18 protein-coding genes are annotated in these 19,484 nt (G+C 68.1%); 8 read left to right on the top strand and 10 right to left on the bottom strand.

Features of this window, described 5'->3' with window-relative positions:
* Positions 1-21: 21 nt before the first annotated feature.
* Together BMX29_RS03705 and BMX29_RS03700 are read left to right on the top strand one after the other, a co-directional pair.
* Positions 22-1,746, top strand: a complete 1,725-nt coding sequence (locus BMX29_RS03705; protein WP_092810501.1) for a tetratricopeptide repeat protein — start codon at positions 22-24, stop codon at positions 1,744-1,746.
* The gene (locus BMX29_RS03700; RefSeq protein ID WP_092810499.1) at positions 1,733-2,590 is read left to right on the top strand and encodes a 4-(cytidine 5'-diphospho)-2-C-methyl-D-erythritol kinase; all 858 of its coding nucleotides are present in this window, start codon (positions 1,733-1,735) and stop codon (positions 2,588-2,590) included. Before BMX29_RS03705 ends, BMX29_RS03700 begins: the two co-directional genes overlap by 14 nt.
* 13 nt (positions 2,591-2,603) lie before the next feature.
* Here BMX29_RS03700 and BMX29_RS03695 read toward each other — a convergent pair whose 3' ends face one another.
* Entirely contained in the window at positions 2,604-3,611 is a 1,008-nt protein-coding gene (locus BMX29_RS03695; protein ID WP_043842883.1) for a polyprenyl synthetase family protein, read from the bottom strand.
* A 58-nt stretch (positions 3,612-3,669) separates the two neighbouring features.
* Here BMX29_RS03695 and BMX29_RS03690 point away from each other — a divergent pair, with 58 nt between their 5' ends.
* The 3 genes from BMX29_RS03690 to BMX29_RS03680 all read left to right on the top strand — a co-directional run bounded on the left by BMX29_RS03690 (position 3,670) and on the right by BMX29_RS03680 (position 4,953).
* On the top strand, positions 3,670-3,885 hold the full coding sequence (locus BMX29_RS03690; RefSeq protein ID WP_043842884.1) for a putative signal transducing protein: 216 nt from the start codon (positions 3,670-3,672) through the stop codon (positions 3,883-3,885).
* Positions 3,875-4,657: a tRNA1(Val) (adenine(37)-N6)-methyltransferase gene (locus BMX29_RS03685; protein WP_092810497.1), complete on the top strand. Its 783-nt coding sequence runs from the start codon at positions 3,875-3,877 to the stop codon at positions 4,655-4,657. The genes BMX29_RS03690 and BMX29_RS03685 overlap by 11 nt, the downstream gene beginning before the upstream one ends.
* Positions 4,658-4,773: 116 nt before the next feature.
* A complete protein-coding gene (locus tag BMX29_RS03680) occupies positions 4,774-4,953 on the top strand; it encodes a YdcH family protein (protein WP_043842885.1) in 180 nt (59 codons plus the stop codon).
* 74 nt (positions 4,954-5,027) lie between these two features.
* Here the strand turns inward: BMX29_RS03680 and BMX29_RS03675 are convergent, their stop codons facing one another.
* The 5 genes from BMX29_RS03675 to BMX29_RS03655 form a co-directional block, all read right to left on the bottom strand.
* Positions 5,028-5,963, bottom strand: a complete 936-nt coding sequence (locus tag BMX29_RS03675; RefSeq protein ID WP_092810495.1) for a VOC family protein — start codon at positions 5,961-5,963, stop codon at positions 5,028-5,030.
* Positions 5,964-6,114: 151 nt separating this feature from the next.
* Positions 6,115-6,837, bottom strand: coding sequence for an acetoacetyl-CoA reductase (gene phbB, locus BMX29_RS03670; RefSeq protein WP_043842889.1), 723 nt, complete (start codon positions 6,835-6,837; stop codon positions 6,115-6,117).
* Between the two features lie 82 nt (positions 6,838-6,919).
* A complete protein-coding gene (locus tag BMX29_RS03665) occupies positions 6,920-7,762 on the bottom strand; it encodes a patatin-like phospholipase family protein (protein WP_092810493.1) in 843 nt (280 codons plus the stop codon).
* A 48-nt stretch (positions 7,763-7,810) separates the two neighbouring features.
* Complete coding sequence (locus BMX29_RS03660; protein ID WP_043842893.1) at positions 7,811-8,986, bottom strand: acetyl-CoA C-acetyltransferase; 1,176 nt, start codon at positions 8,984-8,986, stop codon at positions 7,811-7,813.
* 120 nt (positions 8,987-9,106) lie between these two features.
* Positions 9,107-9,931: an EAL domain-containing protein gene (locus tag BMX29_RS03655; RefSeq protein WP_092810491.1), complete on the bottom strand. Its 825-nt coding sequence runs from the start codon at positions 9,929-9,931 to the stop codon at positions 9,107-9,109.
* A 242-nt stretch (positions 9,932-10,173) separates the two neighbouring features.
* Between BMX29_RS03655 and rpsD the strand changes: the two genes are divergently transcribed.
* On the top strand, positions 10,174-10,794 hold the full coding sequence (rpsD, locus tag BMX29_RS03650) for a 30S ribosomal protein S4 (protein WP_043842896.1): 621 nt from the start codon (positions 10,174-10,176) through the stop codon (positions 10,792-10,794).
* 190 nt (positions 10,795-10,984) lie between these two features.
* On the opposite strand, the gene BMX29_RS03645 is transcribed toward rpsD, so the two are convergent.
* Together BMX29_RS03645 and BMX29_RS03640 are read right to left on the bottom strand one after the other, a co-directional pair.
* Positions 10,985-11,209, bottom strand: a complete 225-nt coding sequence (locus BMX29_RS03645; protein ID WP_043842898.1) for a hypothetical protein — start codon at positions 11,207-11,209, stop codon at positions 10,985-10,987.
* 333 nt (positions 11,210-11,542) lie between these two features.
* The gene (locus BMX29_RS03640; RefSeq protein WP_092810489.1) at positions 11,543-12,688 is read right to left on the bottom strand and encodes an amidohydrolase family protein; all 1,146 of its coding nucleotides are present in this window, start codon (positions 12,686-12,688) and stop codon (positions 11,543-11,545) included.
* 285 nt (positions 12,689-12,973) lie between these two features.
* Between BMX29_RS03640 and BMX29_RS03635 the strand changes: the two genes are divergently transcribed.
* Positions 12,974-13,756 (top strand): NYN domain-containing protein, encoded by a 783-nt coding sequence (locus tag BMX29_RS03635; protein WP_092810488.1) that lies wholly within the window; start codon positions 12,974-12,976, stop codon positions 13,754-13,756.
* A gap of 158 nt (positions 13,757-13,914) precedes the next feature.
* Here BMX29_RS03635 and BMX29_RS03630 read toward each other — a convergent pair whose 3' ends face one another.
* Positions 13,915-14,937 carry a LacI family DNA-binding transcriptional regulator gene (locus BMX29_RS03630; RefSeq protein ID WP_244889137.1) on the bottom strand — a complete coding sequence of 341 codons (1,023 nt, stop codon included), beginning with the start codon at positions 14,935-14,937 and terminating at the stop codon, positions 13,915-13,917.
* A gap of 320 nt (positions 14,938-15,257) precedes the next feature.
* Positions 15,258-18,284, bottom strand: coding sequence for an isoleucine--tRNA ligase (ileS, locus tag BMX29_RS03625; protein WP_092810484.1), 3,027 nt, complete (start codon positions 18,282-18,284; stop codon positions 15,258-15,260).
* Between the two features lie 840 nt (positions 18,285-19,124).
* Between ileS and BMX29_RS03620 the strand changes: the two genes are divergently transcribed.
* On the top strand, positions 19,125-19,433 hold the full coding sequence (locus tag BMX29_RS03620; RefSeq protein WP_092810482.1) for a hypothetical protein: 309 nt from the start codon (positions 19,125-19,127) through the stop codon (positions 19,431-19,433).
* The last annotated feature ends 51 nt before the right edge of the window (positions 19,434-19,484 follow it).

Raw genomic sequence — 19,484 nt, 5'->3', positions numbered from 1 at the left:
GCAGCCCGAGGAGAGAGCAGCATGGCCGCACCCGCACGCGACTGGATCAGGGGCGCCGCGCTCGCCCTCGTGCTCGCCGCCCCCGGCGGCGCCATGGCGCAGGGATTTGCCGGCGATTACCTCGCCGCCCGTCAGGCCAGCATCTTCGGCGACTTCGAGGCCGCCGCCCGCTACTACGACCGCACCATCGCCCGCGACAATTCCCGGCCCGAACTACTGGAGCGGTCGATCTTCGCCCATATGGCGCTGGGCGAGTTCGATCGCGCCGGCAGCCTTGGCGACCGCCTGACCGAGTTGGGGCAGTCCAGCCGCATCGCGCAGATGGCGATGATCGCGGACCGGCTGTCGGGCGGCGATTATGCCGGCACGGTCGCCATGATCGAGGACGGCAAGGGCGTCGGAACCGTGGTCGACGGCCTGATCGGGGCGTGGGCGCTTCTGGGCGAGGGCGACATGTCCGCCGCGCTCGTGGCCTTCGACGAGGTTGCCCAGATGCAGGGCCTCGCGCCGCTTGCGAGCTATCACAAGGCGTTGGCGCTGGCGTCGGTCGGCGACTACGAGGGCGCCCAGGCGATCTTCGCCTCTGGCGCGATGGGGTCGGTGCAAGGCACCCGCCGCGCCATCATGGCCCACGCCGAGGTGCTGTCGCAGCTCGATCGCACCGACGAGGCGCTGGCGCTGCTGAACGACAGCTTCGGCCCCGGCATCGATCCCGGCCTGCGCGCCCTGCGGGACTCGCTCGAATCGGGTGAGGCGCTGCCCTTCACCCACGCGCAGAGCGCCCGCGACGGACTGGCCGAGGTGTTCTACACTCTTGCAGGCGCCTTCTCGTCCGAAATGTCGAGCGACTTCCTGCTGATCTATTCCCGCATCGCGACCGAACTGCGCCCCGATCACATCGACGCGCAGCTGCTGACCGCCGAGCTTTATGACGAGGTCGGCCAGTTCGACCTCGCGGTCGAGGCCTACCGACAGGTGCCGCGCGACGATCCGTCCTTCCACGCCGCGGAGCTCGGTCGCGCCGAAAGCCTGCGCCGCAGTGGCCGTGATGACGCCGCGGTGGAAGTGCTGGAAAGCCTCGCCGACAGCCATGGCGATCTGCCGGTGGTGATGTCGGCGCTGGGCGACACCTATCGCACGATGGAGCGCTTCGAGGCCGCGGTCGACGCCTACACGGCCGCGCTCGACCTCTTCGCAGAGCCGGATACCGCGCAGTGGTTCCTCTACTACGCCCGCGGAATCAGCCAGGAGCGGCAAGGCAACTGGGACGAGGCCGAATCCGACTTCCGCGCCGCGCTCGAGCTGAATCCCGAGCAGCCGCAGGTTCTGAACTACCTCGGCTACAGCCTCGTGGAGCAGCAGGAGAACCTCGACGAGGCGCTCGCCATGATCGAGCGGGCCGTCGAGATCGAGCCGAACTCCGGCTACATCGTCGACAGCCTCGGCTGGGTCCTCTACCGGCTTGGCCGCTACGACGAAGCGGTCGGCCATATGGAGCGTGCTGCCGAGCTGATGCCCATCGACCCGGTGGTGAACGACCACCTCGGTGACGTCTACTGGGCCGTGGGCCGCGAGCTCGAGGCCGAGTTCATGTGGAACCGCGCCCTGTCCTTCGTGGATGCCGAGGATGTCAGCCAGGACGCCGATCCCGACCGCATCCGCCGCAAGCTGGAGGTCGGCCTCGACACGGTTCTGGCCGAGGAAGGTTCGCCGCCGCTCGACGTGGCCGCCGATGAGCAGCGCTGAGCCGTCACGGCTCCGCGCCTTCGCCCCGGCGAAGATAAACCTGACGCTGCACGTCACCGGCCGCCGGGCCGACGGCTACCATGAACTCGACTCGCTGGTGGTATTCGCCGATTGCGGCGACACGCTGGAGGCCCGGGTGGCCGACACCCTGTCGCTGTCCGTCCTCGGGCCGATGGCGGCGGGCGTGCCCGAGGGGCCCGAGAACCTCGTCCTGCGTGCGGCGCGGCTCATGGACGCCGAGGCAGGCGCGCATCTCACTCTGGTCAAGGACCTGCCGAGCATGGCCGGGGTCGGCGGCGGGTCCTCCGACGCCGCGGCAACCCTGCGGCTGCTGTCGCGGCTCTGGGGGCGGGAGGTGCCCGTGGACGTCGTGAGCCTCGGCGCGGACACCCCCATGTGCCTGTCGCCACGGGCGCAGCGCGTGCAGGGCATCGGAGAGCACTGCGCCCCGTTCGACGGCTTGCCGGAGCTGCCGGCGGTCTTGGTGAATCCGCGCGTCCCCGTCGCGACACCGGCTGTCTTTTCGCGGCTCGAGACAAAGGAGAATCCGCCGATGCCGGATACCCTGCCGACACTCGCCACGCCGCGCGACGCTGCGCACTGGCTCGCCACCCAACGCAATGACCTCGAGGCGCCCGCCCTAGCGGTCGCGCCCGTGGTGTCCGAGGTTCTGGAAGCGCTGTCGGATGCCGACCTGGCGCGGATGTCGGGATCGGGGGCGACCTGTTTCGGTCTCTACCCGGACGCCGAAGCCGCGGCCGGCGCTGCTGCGCGCATCTCCGCCGCACGTCCCGACTGGTGGGTGCGCGCCACGACCCTGAACGGGCCCATGCCGTCAGAATAGGGAAGGGCGCGCTTCAGCGCACCCGTTCGACCACGTAGTCCGCCAGCGCCAGCATCAGCGCGTGCAGTTCCGCATCGGCGGGCTCCACCTCGGACAGGGCGGCCTTGGCCTGTTCCACCCACCCCATGGCATCCGCGCGCGTGGCGGTCAGGGCGTCGTGACGGTCGAGCAGCACGAGCGCGTGTTCGAGGTCGCCGTCCTCCTGCTTGCCCTTCTCGATGGTGCGCGACCAGAACGCGCGCTCTTCGGCGTCTGCGGCAGCCACCGCCTTGATGACCGGCAGCGTCAGCTTGCGCTCGCGGAAGTCGTCGCCGACGTTCTTGCCCGTGGCCTTGGCATCGCCCTGGTAGTCCAACAGGTCGTCGACGATCTGGAAGGCGATCCCGAGTGCGTCGCCATAGGTCCGCAGCGCGTCGACCTGCGCCTCGGGCGCGCCGCAGATCACACCGCCAACCTCGGTCGCGGCCGAGAACAGGGCCGCCGTCTTGCCGCGCACCACCTTCAGATAGATGCCCTCGTCGGTGGCCAGATTCTGCGCCGCAGACAGCTGCAGCACTTCGCCTTCCGCGATGGTCGCCGCCGCGTTCGACAGGATGTCCAGGACCCGCAGGTTGCCGGTCTCGACCATGAGCTGGAACGACCGCGCGAAGAGGTAGTCGCCGACCAGGACGCTGGATTTGTTGTCCCACAGCAGGTTGGCGGTCGGGCGGCCGCGGCGCTGGCTGCTCTCGTCCACCACGTCGTCGTGCAGCAATGTCGCGGTGTGGATGAACTCAACCGTCGCGGCGAGTTTCACGTGGTCGTCACCGGGGTAACCCATCATCCGCGCCGCGGCGAGCGTCATCATCGGCCGCAGGCGCTTGCCCCCGGCTTCGACGAGGTGCGCGGTGACTTCGGGGATCCGCGGCGCGTTCTCGGATGCCATGCGTGCGCGGATCAGGGTGTTGACCGCGTCCATGTCCGCCGACAGGCGCTTCGCAAGCTGGTCGTGGGGCTTCTCGCCGGGATGGTCCAGAGGCATGTCCGTCCTTTGCCGGGCAGGCTCGACAGGGCGAGCCCCCAAGGGTTAGATCGCTGGCATGGAAGAGCTTTTGCGCACGACCGACATCACCGTCATCCCGCTTGCACGGACCCTTCTCGCCGACGAGGGTATAGAGTGCTTCGAATTGGACGTAAACATGAGCGTCCTGGAGGGCTCCATCGGCATTTTGCCGCGGCGGCTGATGGTGCGACGCGACGATCTGCCCGCGGCGCGCAGGGTCCTGTGGGAAAACGGGGTGCGGATTGACGGCTGAGGCCCGGGCGGGCTTCGCGCCCGAGGCGCTGAGCCGCGATGCGTTTCTCGGCGGCGCGCTGCATCTCCTGCAACCGCGCGGCGGCTACCGCGCGGGGATCGACCCTGTGCTGCTCGCGGCCTCGGTTCGGGCCCGGGCCGGGCAGTCGGTGCTGGAGCTGGGCTGCGGCGCGGGGCCTGCACTTCTATGCCTCGGGACGCGGGTGCCGGGGCTCGCGCTGACGGGGATCGAGCGGCAGGACGACTACGCGGCGCTCGCGCGGCGGAACGCCGACGAGAACGGCATCGCCGCCGCCATCGTCACCGCCGACCTCACTGCGTTGCCAGCCGACGTGAGGCAGGTGCGATTTGACCGCGTGATCGCGAATCCCCCCTATTTCGAGAGCACCGGCCGGACCCGCGCCGCCGATGCAGGCCGCGAGGCCGGCTTGGCCGAGGAAACGCCGCTCGCCACCTGGATCGAGGTCGCGGCGCGCCGCTGTTCGCCGGGCGGTGAAGTCACCTTCATCCACCGGGCCGAACGGGTGCCCGAACTGCTGGCTGGCTTCTGCGCGCATATCGGGGCCGTTGAATTGCAGCCACTTGCGCCGCGCGCGGGACGGCCACCGCGCCTCGTTCTGGTGCGTGGTCGTAAGGGCGGACGCACACCCTTCCGGCTGCACGCCCCGCTCGTTCTGCACCGTGGCACATCGCACGAGAAGGACGGCGACGACTATGCCCCGGCGATCGAGGCCGTGCTGCGCCGGGCCGCCGATCTGCACTTTTCGGCATAGCTTTGCAATTTTGTTAACTGCCTTTCGGCAAAACGTTACGCATTCGTGCGTCGCGGCGTGACTTGAGGGCCGTTTCGTGCTTCGATCATAGTCTCATCCATCGCAAGGAGGTCTCCATGAGCTTGAGTTCGCATCTGCAGGAACTGAAGAGGAAACACGCATCCCTGTCGCAGGCGGTGGAGGCGGCGCAACGCGCGCCGAGTACGGATGGCCTGCAGGTGGCCGAGATGAAGAAGCAGAAGCTCCGCCTGAAAGAGGAGATCGCGCGCCTGTCGTCGGGCGCCACGCTCCACTAAGGGCTGGCCTGTTTGGCCGTGGAATGGGGCTCCGGCGGCATCGCCGGAGCCTTTGTGTTTTTCGTGGGGCCGCGTCAGTCCACGATCGGCGCGAGGATGCGGCCTTCGAGCCGGTCGCGCAGATGTTCATGCTGAGTCGGCAGCTTGAGCGCGGTGCCGAGCGTCTCCGGCGTCTCGTCGCGGTCGAAGCCGGGCTCGGCGGTGGCGATCTCGAACAGGACGCCGCCGGGGCTGCGGAAATAGACAGCCCAGAAGTAGTCGCGGTCGATCGGCGGTGTCAGGTCGAAGCCCGCGCGCGTCAGCGCGTCCCGCACCTCGGCCTGCGCCGCGCGATCCTCCACGGCAAAGGCCACGTGGTGCACCGATCCGGCGCCCTGCACGGCCGGCGCCGCGCTGCTGCGGGTCAGGTCGATCCGGTGGGCGCCGTTGCCGTCCGGGATCGCCAGTCGCCGCGTCTCGCCCTCTGCGCCCGCGTCTTCGTAGCCCATCACTCCCAACAACCGCGCCGTGCCGTTGATTTCTCGCAGGACCAGTTCGACCGAGTGGAATCCCCGGATCGCCACGTCTGAGGGGATATCCGCGCCCTCCCAAGGGGTTCGGTCGTCGTCCTCGACCTCGACAAGCGCAAAGCCGTCGCCGTCCGGGCCCGCGAAGCCGAGCCGCGCCTCGCCGAAGCGGATACCGGGTTCGAGGCTGTCGCCGAGGCCCGCGCGGGTCAGGCGTTCGTGCCAGTAGGGCAGGGCGCCCACGGGCACGGCGAAGGCGGTGGTCCCGGCCTCGCCCGTGCCGCGCCGGCCGGGCGCAGCGTGGGGGAAGGGGAAATGGGTCATCACGCTGCCGGGCGTGCCCGCACCGTCTCCGAAGTAGAGGTGGTAAACGTCGGGCGCGTCGAAATTGACCGTCTTTTTCACCCGCCGCAGGCCGAGCGTCCCGGTGAAGAAGTCGTTCACGCCCTGCGCGTCCGAGGCCAGGGAGGTGACGTGGTGCAATCCGGTGATATGGCGGGTCATGGGGCCTCCTTTTCTTTGGTCCCCATATAGGTTCGCGCCTCGCTGCGCGGAACAGCCACCGTCACAGCCCATTCGTGCGCTACCGAACAGAAAGGGGGGCGCGCCACGCGGGCACGCCCCTCCGGTTTCACGTCATGCGCGGCAGCCCGCGTCAGACGAAGAACTGGCCGCCGTTCGCCGAGATGGTCGAGCCGTTGATGAACTGCGAGTCGTCCGAGGCCAGGAACGTGACGCAGCGCGCAATCTCCTCGGGCTCTCCAAGGCGGCCGGTCGGGATTTGACCGATGATGGCTTCGCGCACCTTCTCGGGCACGGCCATGACCATCTCGGTCGCGATGTAGCCGGGGCAGATCGCGTTGGCGGTGATGCCCTTGGACGCGCCCTCCTGCGCGAGGCTTTTCACGATCCCGAGGTCGCCGGCCTTGGTCGCCGCGTAGTTCACCTGGGCGAACTGACCTTTCTGGCCATTGATCGACGAGATTACGATGATCCGGCCGAAGCCGCGTTCGCGCATTCCGGGCCAGACCGGATGCACGGTGTTGAAGACGCCGGTCAGGTTGGTGTCGACCACCTCTTTCCACTGCTCGGGCTTCATCTTGTGGAAGGGTGCGTCGCGGGTAATCCCGGCATTGGCAACCACGATGTCGATCGGTCCGAGGTCGGACTCGACCTGTTCGATCCCGGCCTTGGACTCGTCGTAGTCGGCGACGTTCCACTTGTAGGTCTTGATGCCGGTCTCATCCGTGAAGGCCTTGGCCTTCTCGTCGTTGCCCGCGTAGGTCGCGGCAACCTGGTAGCCGGCCTCCTTCAATGCTTTCGAGATCGCCGCGCCAATGCCGCGGCTGCCGCCAGTGACAAGTGCTGTCCGTGCCATAGGTCCTCCTCCACTCCCGCGGTAATTACGTTGCGCTGTTATGCATTATTTGCGCAACAATATGTCTCACCTCAGACCAGCTTTAGAGACGCCCGTCAAGCCAGCGTCTTCCGTCGGCTTCTCCCTGCCGCCAAGTCAGTCCGAGTTTCTCCGGATCCGTGAAATCTATCTTGTCCGCCGGTGTCTCCTTGGACGGCTCGATATACGTGCGTCGCGGGTCGTTTGGCAGATTCCGATACTCGCGCGTCAGCAGGATCATCGTTTCGCCTTCGTCCGGATCCGGCATCGGCGCCTGGTCGGCCATCCCCCCGTCGATCACCGGCTTGTCGTCCCAGTTCGGCGGCTTGAATACCGGTGGGATCGTCGCGGCCGAGCAGATCAGGTGCACGAGCTTGCCGTCCCGCGCGGCCTGGTTGGCATCGACCAGCGTCGAGGTCAGGCCCATCTTCTCGGCCCAGCCGAAGTGCGGACTGGACTTGATGTAGAGCTCGGACTGGTAGGCCAGCGCCATCGCGGCGCCGGTGGTGGCCGGCGCTTTCGAGGCGGGCGGGTGCGCGATCAGGATTTGCAGCTGCGGTCCATCGGCGATGATGCGCTCGGCCTCGGCATCAATGACCTTCTCGACGACGCTACAGTAGATTTCCTGGTGCGGCGTCAGGCCGCCGTCCTTCTCGTCGAACAGGGAGTGGGCGTTGTGGTTGGTTTCCTGGGACCGGAAGGCGGCGCACATCTCCTCGTAGAGAGCGCTCTCGCGGCCGGACAGGAAGCCCACCGCGGAGAGCGCGCCGCCAGAGACCCCGGTGACCCGTTTCGGCGCGAACTTGTGCTCCTTCGCGACGACTTCGAGGAATCCGCCTTGCCAGAAGCAGCGCAGGCCGCCACCGGAAAAGACCATCTGGTCGGGGGATCTGAACGCCTGTGCCATGAGATGGGAACGGCGGAATGGAGCCCGCCGTTCCGTATGTCCCCCCTTTTAGGGGCGTTCGACGCACATGGCGACGCCCATGCCGCCACCGATGCAGAGCGTGGCCAGGCCTTTCTTGGCGCCGCGGCGCTTCATTTCGAACAGCAGCGTGTTGAAGATGCGCGCGCCCGACGCGCCGATCGGGTGGCCGATGGCGATGGCCCCGCCGTTCACGTTCACGATCGACGGATCCCAGCCCATGTCCTTGTTCACCGCGCAGGCCTGCGCCGCGAAGGCTTCGTTCGCCTCCACGAGGTCGAGGTCTTCGGGCTTCCAGCCGGCCTTTTCCAGGGCTTTGCGGCTGGCGTGGATCGGGCCCACGCCCATGATCTGCGGGTCGAGACCGGCGGTTGCGTAGGACACGATGCGCGCGAGCGGCTCGATGCCGCGCTTCTCGGCCTCGTCCGCGGTCATCAGCAGGACGCCCGCGGCGCCGTCGTTGATGCCCGAGGCGTTGCCAGCGGTGACCGAACCGTCCTTGGCGAAGGCCGGGCGCAGCTTGGCCATGCCCTCGACCGTGGCGCCGTGGCGGGGGTGCTCATCGGTGTCCACGACCGTTTCGCCCTTGCGGGTCTTGACGGTGAACGGAACGATCTCGTCCTTGAACTTGCCCTCTTTCTGGGCGGCCTCGGCCTTCTGCTGCGAGGCGGCGGCGAACTCGTCCTGCTGCTCGCGGCTGATCTGCCACTTCTCTGCGACGTTCTCGGCGGTCTGGCCCATGTGGTAGCCGTTGAAGGCATCCCAAAGACCATCGCGGATCATCGTGTCGATGTAGGTCACGTCGCCCATCTTGTGGCCCGCGCGAAGGTGCTGGGCGTGGGGCGCGAGGCTCATGTTTTCCTGGCCGCCGGCGCAGATGATGTCGGCATCGCCGAGCATGATGTGCTGAGCACCCAGCGCGACGGCGCGGAGGCCCGAGCCGCAGACCTGGTTGATGCCCCAGGCGGCGCTTTCCTGCGGGAGGCCGGCATTGATGTGGGCCTGGCGCGCGGGGTTCTGTCCCTGCGCGGCGGTCAGGACCTGGCCGAGGATCGTCTCGGAGACGTCGGACTTCTCGATGCCCGCCCGCTCCACCAGCGCTTCGAGCACCGCGGCGCCCAGATCGTGGGCCGGGGTTGTGGCGAAGCCGCCGTTGAAACCGCCGACGGCCGTCCGGGCCGCGGATGCGATCACGATATTGGTCATGCCTACGTCTCCTCTGTCACGGGCGCGCGGCCGCGCGGCGGGCGGCCGGACCTTTCCCAACGGTCAATATCGGATCGCGGGGAACGGCACAATGACGTGGCGGCGCGGGGGGCTTGCGCCCTATCCGGCGGCACGGGTCGCGTCGTCGGCCCACGGCGGCGACAGGGTGGGGGCGGCGAAAAAATACCCCTGCAGGCAATCGATTCCGATGTCGGTCAACAGCGCCGCGTCGCCGGCCGTCTCGACCTTCTCGGCCACGGTGAAAAGGTCCAGTTCCCGCGCCAGAGCCGCCACGGCGCGCACCACCGCCTGCGCGTCGGCGCGGGTGTCGAGGTCGCGGGTGAAGCGGCCGTCGATCTTGAGGATGTCGACCGGCAGCTCGGCCAGATGGCGCAGCGATGTCCGGCCCGCGCCCACGTCGTCGAGTGCGAAGGCGATGCCCTCGGCCTGCATTTCGGTCATGAAGGCGCCGGCGATCTCGGGCACCTGCATGGCCGATTCCTCGTTGATCTCGAGGATCAGGCGCTCGCCCAGCGTCGCGTCGCGCTTCAGCCCGCGTTCGAGGGCGCGCCGCCACGGCCGGTAGCCGATCGAGCGCGCCGAGAGGTTTACCGCCAGCCGCAACGCCGGCACCCGGATCAGAGCGGCGATCCCCCGGTCAAGCGCCATGCAATCGAGCCGCCGGGCATCCTCGTCCTCGGCTATAGCGGGCAGGAAGTCGGCCGCCGGCAGCACGCGCCCGGTTTCGTCGAGGACGCGGGCGAACCCCTCCCAGAAAGCGGTGCGCTCGGTGCTGGCGGCCTGCACCACCGGCTGGTAGGCGAGCCGCACCTGCCCGTGGCGGATCGCGGTGCGGGCCGCGCCCTCGGCCTCGCGGTCGCGGGCGAGCACGGCCTCGACCAGCGGATTGCGGGGGCGGCGGTCCCTTGGGGAATCGTCTGTCACGGCACGCGGTCCCAGGTCATGGCGGCCCCATCTAGACCCGCGTCCGTTGCCATGCGCTTAACGCCCGCGCGGGCCGGCTTGACTCGCCCCTGTCCCTGCGATACGCGGCGCGCTCATTGGTGTTGGTGGCCCCCGCAAGGGGATGCCTGTCACGGGCCAGAAGACCCGAGAGGACAACGCCCTTCATCCGCCGCCCGAGCGACCACCGCAAGGGCCGGCACATCATTGAAGGAGATCAGACGGTGACCAAACGCACCTCTGCCAAGTACAAGATCGACCGCCGCATGGGCGAAAACATCTGGGGCCGCCCGAAGTCCCCGGTGAACCGCCGCGAATACGGCCCCGGCCAGCACGGCCAGCGCCGCAAGGGCAAGATGTCCGACTTCGGTCTGCAGCTCCGCGCCAAGCAGAAGCTCAAGGGCTACTACGGCGACATCACCGAGAAGCAGTTCCGCCGCATCTTTGCAGACGCCGAGCGTCTGCGCGGCGACACCGGTGAGCTGCTCATCGGCCTGCTCGAGCGCCGCCTCGACGCCGTCGTCTACCGCGCGAAGTTCGTCGCGACCGTCTTCGCCGCGCGCCAGTTCGTGAACCACGGCCACGTCCTCGTGAACGGCCGCAAGGTGAACATCCCCTCCTACCGCGTGAAGGAAGGCGACGTCATCGAGGTCCGCGAGAAGTCCAAGCAGCTGACTTCGGTGCTCGAGGCCGTCCAACTGCCCGAGCGTGACGTTCCGGACTACCTCGAGGTGGACCACTCCAAGATGACCGCGACCTTCGTGCGCCAGCCCGGCCTCGGCGACGTGCCGTACCCGGTACAGATGGAGCCGAACCTGGTCATCGAATACTACGCACAGAACTGATCCGGCTGGCGGCCCCGCGCGGGCCGCGCCGCGATACGCTTCGGAAATGGCCGCGACCGGGATCCCCGGCGCGGCCATTTTTCGTGCCAGGGGACGGGGACCCGACCCCCGGACAAGCAAAAGGCCGCGTCCGGTTCCCCGGCGCGGCCCTGCAATCGTCGGGCGGACAGGTCCGCCCCTCGTGCCCGGTTCAGACGTAGAACACGTCGCTGAACACGTGTCGTGCGATGTCGTCGCGCTTCAGGCCGCGGGCCTCGAGCTCAGCGTCGGAGAGCCGGCTGAGATACTGCACGCGACGGACGCGGTGGTTGTTCTCTGCGATGGCCACGAGGCCGTCGAAGATGCGGGTGAAGATACCGCGGCGCTCGCCTGCGTGGGATGCGGATGCGGTGTTGATGTCTGCTGCGTATGCCATGTCGATCGGAGCCTCTGTGAGTTGTGACAACGTCTGTGCTCCCTCCCTTGCGCTGATAGTTAGATGCTGCGTCGCAGCGTGGGAAGCCCGCCAGACCGCAAGCCGGCGTCCCGTCTGGTGCATGACGGACCCTTAAGGCCGTGGGATGTCCGGAAAAAAGGGGCGGCCGTGGCCACCCCTTGTCTCAAATCGTCTGTCTGAAAGGCGTCGGCAACAAGGGATGGCCCGCGGGCCGGGTGCGGTCACAGTCGCAGGGGAAGGGTAGCGCCGGGCCATGACGATACGACAACGTTCGGGCCACCGTTTTCTGAAAATCGGGTTGCGCGAAGCGCTTCACTCCGCCGCCAGCGCCACCTCGGCCCGGCTCAGGATGAAGCGCTCGGCCGCGGCGCCCGAGAGGTATGCCACCCGGCCCGCAACGATCGTGCCCTCGACCTCGCGGGTGTCGGCGTTGACCAGCGCGAGGTCGGCGCGCCGGCCGTAGTCGATCACTCCGCGGTCGGGCAGCCGCAGGATCGACGCCGGCGCCGCCGAGATCAGGGACCAGGCCTCCGGCAGCGGCAGGATGTCCGCCCGGGTCAGCGCGAAGGCCGCCCGGGCCAGCCCGCCGTAAGAGGTGTCGGACACGAGGGCATTCACCATCCCGTGCCGCACGAGGTCGAGGGCGGTGCGGTCGGCGCCAGCCCCGCCCGCGCCCAGGATCGCGGTCGAGCTCACAAGCACCGGGTCTCCGACCGCGCGGGCCAGCGCCGCCGCGCTGCGCCGCTCGGGTCGCGTGCAGAGCTTCGCGCCGATCATCGAGTACGTCTCGCGGGTTTCGCCGTCCCGGTCGTCGAGGCTGCCATAGGTGACGCCCAGCGTGTCGAACCCCTCGGCCAGCCGGCAGAGGTGGCGGGGCACGTCTCGGGCCGCGCTTGCGACCTCGCACAGACCTTCCTTTGACGGTCGGTCGGCGGGTCCGCGCGCGCCGAGCTGCGACAGGCGGTCGGCGAAGAGAACCAGGTCCACCCGGAAGCGGCGCACGGCTGCCAGAAGCGCGTCGCGCGACGCGACGGTATGGGTATCGCAGACCAGTGCGAGGCGCAGGTCCACAAGCGCGCGGGATGAGGCGTAGTCGCCATGCGCCTCCAGCATGGCCAGCGCCGTGCCCGGATCGGCGGCGCCGCCCTCGCGGCTCCAGCCCTGCGACAGCCACGCGGTCGTGATGCCGTGGGCGGCGGCCTCGCGCTCGGCCGCGGCGAGGCGTGCGACCGGATCGGCGTCTGGCGCCTGATCGAGCCCTGTGCCGTAAAGGTCCACGATCCCCGGCAGGATGTAATAACCCGACATGTCGACCTCGGGCAGCGGTCCCCTCGAGATCCGGCCATCCGCGATCGCGACCGATCTCTGCCACAGACGCCCTTCGCGCAGCACACGCCCGCCGGTGAGGCGCAGGCGGACCGACTTCGGGGCGGCACTCTGGAATCCGGCAGGTGACATGCCGCGAACCTAGAGCGCGCGTATGTCGGGGAAGTGACATGGAAATCGCCGGATAAAACGTGCGTCTCTCTGGGCGCCGTGTCTGAGGTGTTCGGCGGATCGCAGTCATCCAGCGAGGTGAGGCATTCCGGGCTGTGCAGCGCTCGCATCCGGTTTGCTACGCGCCGGCGGGGACCCGGTTTCCCGGCCGCCCGAGGGTTCTGCATGGCAATCGCCGCGACAATTCAATGGACAGGCCGCTCGTGTCGCGCTTAGAATGAGAATACGGGGGCACGCGGGGACGATATGACGGGTGATAAAGGCCAATCTCTGGCATTGCTGATCGACGGCGATAACGTGTCGCCGAAGATCGTGACCGATTTGTTGGCCGAGGCAGGGGCGTACGGCACCCTCGGCGTGAAACGCATTTACGCGGACTGGACGCGACCGGATAACGATAGCTGGAAAGCCTGCCTGCTCGAGCATTCGATTCAGCCGATCCAGCAGTTTGCCTATACCTTCGGCAAGAACGCCACCGACAGCGCGATGATCATCGACGCGATGGACCTGCTCTACACACGTCGCTTTTCCGGATTTTGCCTCGTTTCGAGCGACAGCGACTTCGTGCGCCTCGCCGCGCGTATCCGTGAGGACGGGCTGAGCGTCCACGGTTTCGGCGCACCGAAGACGCCCCGGCCGTTCGTCACGGCCTGCGATACGTTCCACTATATCGACGCTCCGTCCGCCAAACCCGTCGCGCCGGCAGAGCCGTGCGCGCAAAAAAGCAAAGTATCGGCAAATGCCGTGAAAGCGCCGCCCGCGCAGAAACCCGCGATAAAAAGCAAGGCCATCGAGACGCTGGCCAAGGCGATTCACGCGTCCACGAAGAATGGGCAGGCGACCCTATCGGCGGTTGGATCGCACCTTTCGCAAAACGCACCGCATTTCGACTCCAGGAAACTTGGATATTCGAACCTGACAACTCTGGTAAAGGCATCCGGTATCGCGGACGTCACCTATGGCGGGAAAAATTCGACCGTGGTCAGCGTCAGCCTGAAAAGCGATTACGCGGTGCGCAAGCTGGCCTGACCGCGGGCTTCGCAAGGCTGGTCCCGGCTGACAGCCTTTTCCCGAGGCGAGCCGCCGACGGACCAGCCCCTTCCGGACGCGATAGGCCCGTGCCCCGTGCGATACGCCGAGCCGCGTACCATCTGCACGGAATACCGGCCCCCGTCGGGACCTGCGGGTCAGCTTCGCTCCAGCGTGTCGCCGAAATCGATCGTGGGGGTCAGTTCCACCACCGGTTCCACCGGCGTGTCCGGATCGGCCACGCGCGAGGCGATGATACGCGCGGCGCGCCGGCCGATCTCGGTGCGGCAGGCGTCCATCGTGGCGAGGCGTCGGGGCAGGCCGTCGAGCAATTCGACCCCGTTGAACCCGGCGAGGCCGATCCGGCCCGGCACGTCGATCCCTTGATCCAGCACGTGCAAAAGGCCGCCCGCGCCGATCATGTCGTTCGAATAGTAGAGGAAATCGAGCTCCGGCGTGCGCTCGAGCATGGCCGCGGTCATTTCGCGGCCCTTGGCCAGCGCCGAGCCGCCCGAGTAGAACTCGCGGTCCATGATCTCGACGCCCTCCTTGGCCAGCACCTCGGTGAAGCCCTCGAACCGCTTCCGCGCGCGGTGGTCGAGCGGCATCTTGGTGCCCATGAAGCCGATCTGGTGGTAGCCCGCCTTGAGGATTGCGCGGCCCATCATGCGGCCCGCCCGGCGGTGCGAGATGCCCACGGCGCAGTCGACCGGGGTGCCGTCGGTGTCCATGATCTCGACCACCGGGATTCCGCTGGCCTTGAGCATGGCGCGGCTGGCGTCGGAGTGTTCGAGGCCGGCAATGATAACGCCCGAGGGCCGCCACGAGAGCATCTCGTAGAGGACCTTTTCTTCCTTCTCGGGCATGTAGTCCGTCACACCGACCACCGGCTGGAGATCCGTCTCTTCCAGCTCGCGGCTGATCCCCGACATGACCTCGGGAAAGACCATGTTTCGCAGCGAAGGGATGATGACCGCGACGAGGTTCACCCGCTGGCTCGCCAGTGCGCCGGCGATCTTGTTGGGGACGTAGCCCAGCGCCTTCGCGGCTTCGAGCACCTTGGTGCGGGTGGCTTCGCTCACGTCGCCGCGGTTGCGCAGGACGCGGCTCACGGTCATTTCCGAGACGCCCGACGCCTCGGAGACGTCGCGCAGGGTCAGCGGTCGGGGTTCGGTCGCCAAGGTGGGTGTCCCTCCGGGAATGCGTTTGCGCGAAGGTAGCGCGACCGCGGGCAGAGGCACAAGCGCGTGAGAAACGGCGCTATTCGTGCGTGTCGCGAGGGACTTGGGGCGGGCGGCGCCGATAATTCGGTCTCGAAACGACATCGCGGCGAGGGCGTCGGAAGGGCTGGCCTCCGAGCTGGTCCCGGCCGGGGTCCGTTTCCGAATGCCGGGTGGGGAACGGTTTCGGGCAAAGGCGCATCTTCACCCAAGGAAAGGCGAGCGAAGGTCCGGAACGAAAGCGGCGCGAACAATCTGGTCCGCGCCGCCTTGCGTGATCGTCAATCGAGGGCCGCGTCACAGCGGCCGCAGACGCCCGGATGCGAATGCGTGCCCACGTCGGGCAGGATCTTCCAGCAGCGTTCGCACTTCGCGCCGTCGGCCTCGGCGAACACCACCGCGATGCCCGGAACCTCGGGGAGGCGGTAGGCGTCATCGGGCGCCGGATCGGTGGTCAGGCGCACGTCCGACGTGATGCACAGTGTCGCGAAGGTGTCGGGGTCGGTGACGACCTCGGCGGCTTCGGGCGACAGGTGCACGATCGGCGCGGCCTCGAGCGAGGAGCCGATCACCTTGTCGCGGCGCTTCTGCTCGAGCGCGCCTGTGACCACGCGGCGCACTGCACGCACCGTCTCGGCCCGCGTCGCCAGCGCATCGTCGCGCCATGCGGCAGGCGTTTCCGGGATGTCTTGCAGATGCACCGAGCTGTCGTCGCCCGGGAAGCGTTCAAGCCAGACTTCCTCGCTGGTGAACACCAGGATCGGCGCGAGCCAGGTGGTCAGGCGGTGGAACAGCAGGTCCAGCACGGTCAGCGCCGAACGACGCACGAGGCTGTCCTCGGGGTCGCAGTAGAGCGCGTCCTTGCGGATGTCGAAGTAGAACGACGACAGGTCCACCGTGGCGAAGTTGAACACCGACTGGAACACGTGCTGGAAGTCGAAGGCGCGGTAGCCTTCGCGCACGGTCTCGTCGAGCACGGCCAGCTTGTGCAGGATCAGGCGTTCGAGTTCGGGCATGTCCTCGGCCGCGACCTTATCCTCGGGGCGGTAATGCGCCACGTTGCCGAGGATGAAGCGCAGCGTGTTCCTCAGGCGGCGGTAGCTGTCGGCGGTGCCCTTGAGGATCTCGGGGCCGATGCGCTGATCGGCGGTGTAGTCCGCCTGTGCCACCCAGAGCCGGAGGATGTCGGCGCCGTACTGCTTCACCACCTCGTCGGGCACGGTCACGTTGCCCAGCGACTTGGACATCTTGTTGCCCTTGGCGTCGAGGGTGAAGCCGTGGGTCACCACGTTGCGGTAGGGCGCGCGGCCGATGGTGCCGCACGCCTGCAGCATGGACGAGTGGAACCAGCCGCGGTGCTGGTCGGTGCCCTCCATGTAGACGTCGGCGATGCCGTCCTCGGTGCCGTCCTCGCGGTCGCGCAGCACGAAGGCGTGGGTCGAGCCGGAGTCGAACCACACGTCGAGGATGTCGAAGACCTGCTCCCACTCGGCGGGGTCGTAGTCGTCGCCCAAGAACCGCTCCTTGGCGCCGGGCTTGTACCACGCGTCGGCACCCTCGGCCTCGAACGCCTCGAGGACCCGCGCGTTGACCTTGGGGTCGCGCAGCAGGAAGTCGGGATCGGTGGGTTTGGCGCCGGCCCTGGTGAAACAGGTGAGCGGCACGCCCCACGCGCGCTGGCGCGACAACACCCAGTCCGGGCGGCTCTCGATCATCGAATAGAGCCGGTTGCGCCCGGTCCTGGGCGTCCATTTCACCAGCTGGTCGATGGAGGTCAGCGCACGCTCGCGGATCGTCTTGCCGTAGGTGTCCTGACCGTCGCCCACGGCGCGGTCGATGGCGGCGAACCATTGCGGCGTGTTGCGGAAGATCACCGGCGCCTTGGAGCGCCACGAATGCGGGTAGGAGTGCTTGATCTTGCCGCGCGCCAGAAGGCCGCCGACCTCGGTCAGCTTGGCGATGACGGCCTTGTTGGCGTCACCTTCCCAATCGCCCTTCTTGGCCTTGGCCGCGAGGATACGTTTCCCGCCGAAGAACGGCAGATCCTCCCGGAAGGAGCCATCGTCCATGACGTTGTAGGTGATGACCTGCGACAGCATCCCAAGCTCGCGGTAGAGCTCGTATTCTTCCATGCCGTGCGAGGGGGCGCAGTGCACGAAGCCCGTGCCTTCTTCGTCGGTGACGAAGTCGGCGGCACGGAAATCGCGCGGGTCGTCCCATTCGCCCTGCGCGCCCTCGGCCCCGGCCAGCGGGTGTTCCAGCGTCATGCCGCGCAGCTGTTCCTGCGTGACGTTGCCGACGCGGGTCCACTGGTCGTCGTTCAGCCGCGCCTTGGCAAAGGTCGCCTCGGCCAGCTTGTCGGCGAGGATGAACCGCTCGCCCACGCTGGCCCAGCATTCATCCGGCGTGCCGGTGACCTCGTAGAGGCCGTATGAGATGTGCTCGCCCCAGACCACGGCCTTGTTCGAGGGGATGGTCCACGGCGTGGTGGTCCAGATCACGACGTTGGCGCCGATCAGACGGTCGGCCGCGGCGGCCTTGGCGGCGGCGACGCCCTCGCGCTCGTCGTCGGACATCTCCTCGTCCGAAACGTCGGCCTCGGGCATCGAGAACTGGGTGACCGGGAACTTCACCCAGATCGTGAAGCTCTCCTTGTCGTGGTACTCGACCTCGGCCTCGGCCAGCGCGGTCTTCTCGACCGGCGACCACATGACCGGCTTCGAGCCCTGGTAGAGCACGCCCGACATCAGGAAGGTCTGGAATTCCTCCGCGATGATCCGCTCGGCGCGGTAGTCCATCGTCAGGTAGGGACGGTCCCACGCGCCGGTCACGCCGAGGCGCTTGAACTCCGAGCGCTGGATGTCGATCCAGCTCTCCGCGAACTTGCGGCATTCCTGCCGGAAGTCGACGGTGTCGACGGCGTCCTTGTCCATGCCCTTGGAGCGGTATTGCTCCTCGATCTTCCACTCGATCGGCAGGCCGTGGCAGTCCCAGCCGGGGATGTAGCGCGCGTCGTGGCCCATCATCTGGTGCGAGCGCACGATGATGTCCTTGATCGTCTTGTTCAGCGCGTGACCGATGTGCAGGTGGCCGTTGGCGTAGGGCGGGCCGTCATGCAGCGTGAACGGCGGGCGGTCGCCGGCGCGCTCGCGCAGGCGGTCGTAGATGCCGATCTCCTCCCAGCGCTCGAGCCAGCCGGGCTCGCGCTTGGGCAGGCCCGCACGCATCGGAAAGTCCGTCTGCGGCAGGTTCAGCGTGTCCTTGTAGTCGGGAGTCGCGGTCGGGGTGTCGGTCGTGTCGGCGCACATGAGGGGCGTCCTCGGAAACTCGTCGGTGATATCAGCGGATGCGGCGGCGCGGTCGTCCAGACGCCATTGTCCCGGCGCAGAGGTGTCCGCGTGGGATCACCGCGCCGGGCCGGTAATTCGCAGGATGCAGGTGCGGATCGCGAAAGTGTCCGTCATGGCGCGCGTTATAGGCGCAGGCCCCGGCGCCGTAAAGCCGGGGAAACGGCGATGCGCGAAGGGATCGGAGGCAGGGCGTCGGAGCAGGCGCGGCGGGCTGCGTCGTAGAGACGACCGTGGTGCGCGACCGTCCGAGCGGGAAGGGACCACGCCGCGGTGAGACGATCGGGCAGGTCCCGCTGCTCGATGAACGTGCCGGATCGGTGGCGCGTCTCGGGGGAGACCCGGCCGCATGATATTCGAGGAACGGCGCGTTCGTTGCGCGAGCCGGATGGCGGTCGTCGATCGCGGCGTCCGGATGCTCCTTGCTCCGTCCTGAAGATGAGGCGACTTCCGAGGACACAACGCTCTTCGGGACGTCGCGCAAACGCGCTGTCATTCTGAAATGCGGGCCAAGTATCGGCCTTAAGGCATGCTGCCCTCGCGACCACGCGCCGGGGCTTCGCAGGACCAATCGGCCCGGTTCCGCCCACGGGTGCTCTGCATCGGCACAGCTTGGCCGGTTCCCGCGATACTGCGCTGCGGCGCGGCCGGTTTTGGCCTGCGGGAACGGGCCCGATGCGCGCGTCGCCGCCCGTCCGGCGCCGGGCGGGGTGACGCCCCTCGCAATGTCCTGACGGGGTGCCAACCTTTCCATCAGCACCGGCACGGAGCCGGGGCGCGTCGCCAGCAAAGGAGATCCTCATGGCTTACAGCGACCGCACGCACCCGACCCACGACCCCTATGCTCAGCCCATGGGCATGGAGCCCTTGAACCGCACCCCCCGCACCGGCGGCGGCGTGGCTGGCCTCGGCGCCGCCCTCGGCCTCGTCCTCCTGGTGATCGTGGGCGTGTCCTTCTTGGGCGGCGACGGCGGCGACACCGCGCCGCAGACCGCCCCCGCCGCCACGGAGCAGGGCGCGCCGGCAAGCGACGGCGTCTCGGCCCCGGTGGCGCCGACCGGCACCGCCGACGGCACGCAACAACGGCCCGCGCCCGCCGCGGGCGAGTGACATCGCGGCGCGGGCGGCTCCCCTGGTCGTCAGCTATGCGATGGGCCGGTC

The sequence above is a fragment of the Roseivivax marinus genome, assembly GCF_900109705.1.
Lineage (GTDB): Bacteria > Pseudomonadota > Alphaproteobacteria > Rhodobacterales > Rhodobacteraceae > Roseivivax > Roseivivax marinus.
The sequence above is the reverse complement of the archived record's forward strand: the minus strand, read 5'-3'. Positions and strand labels throughout refer to the sequence as shown.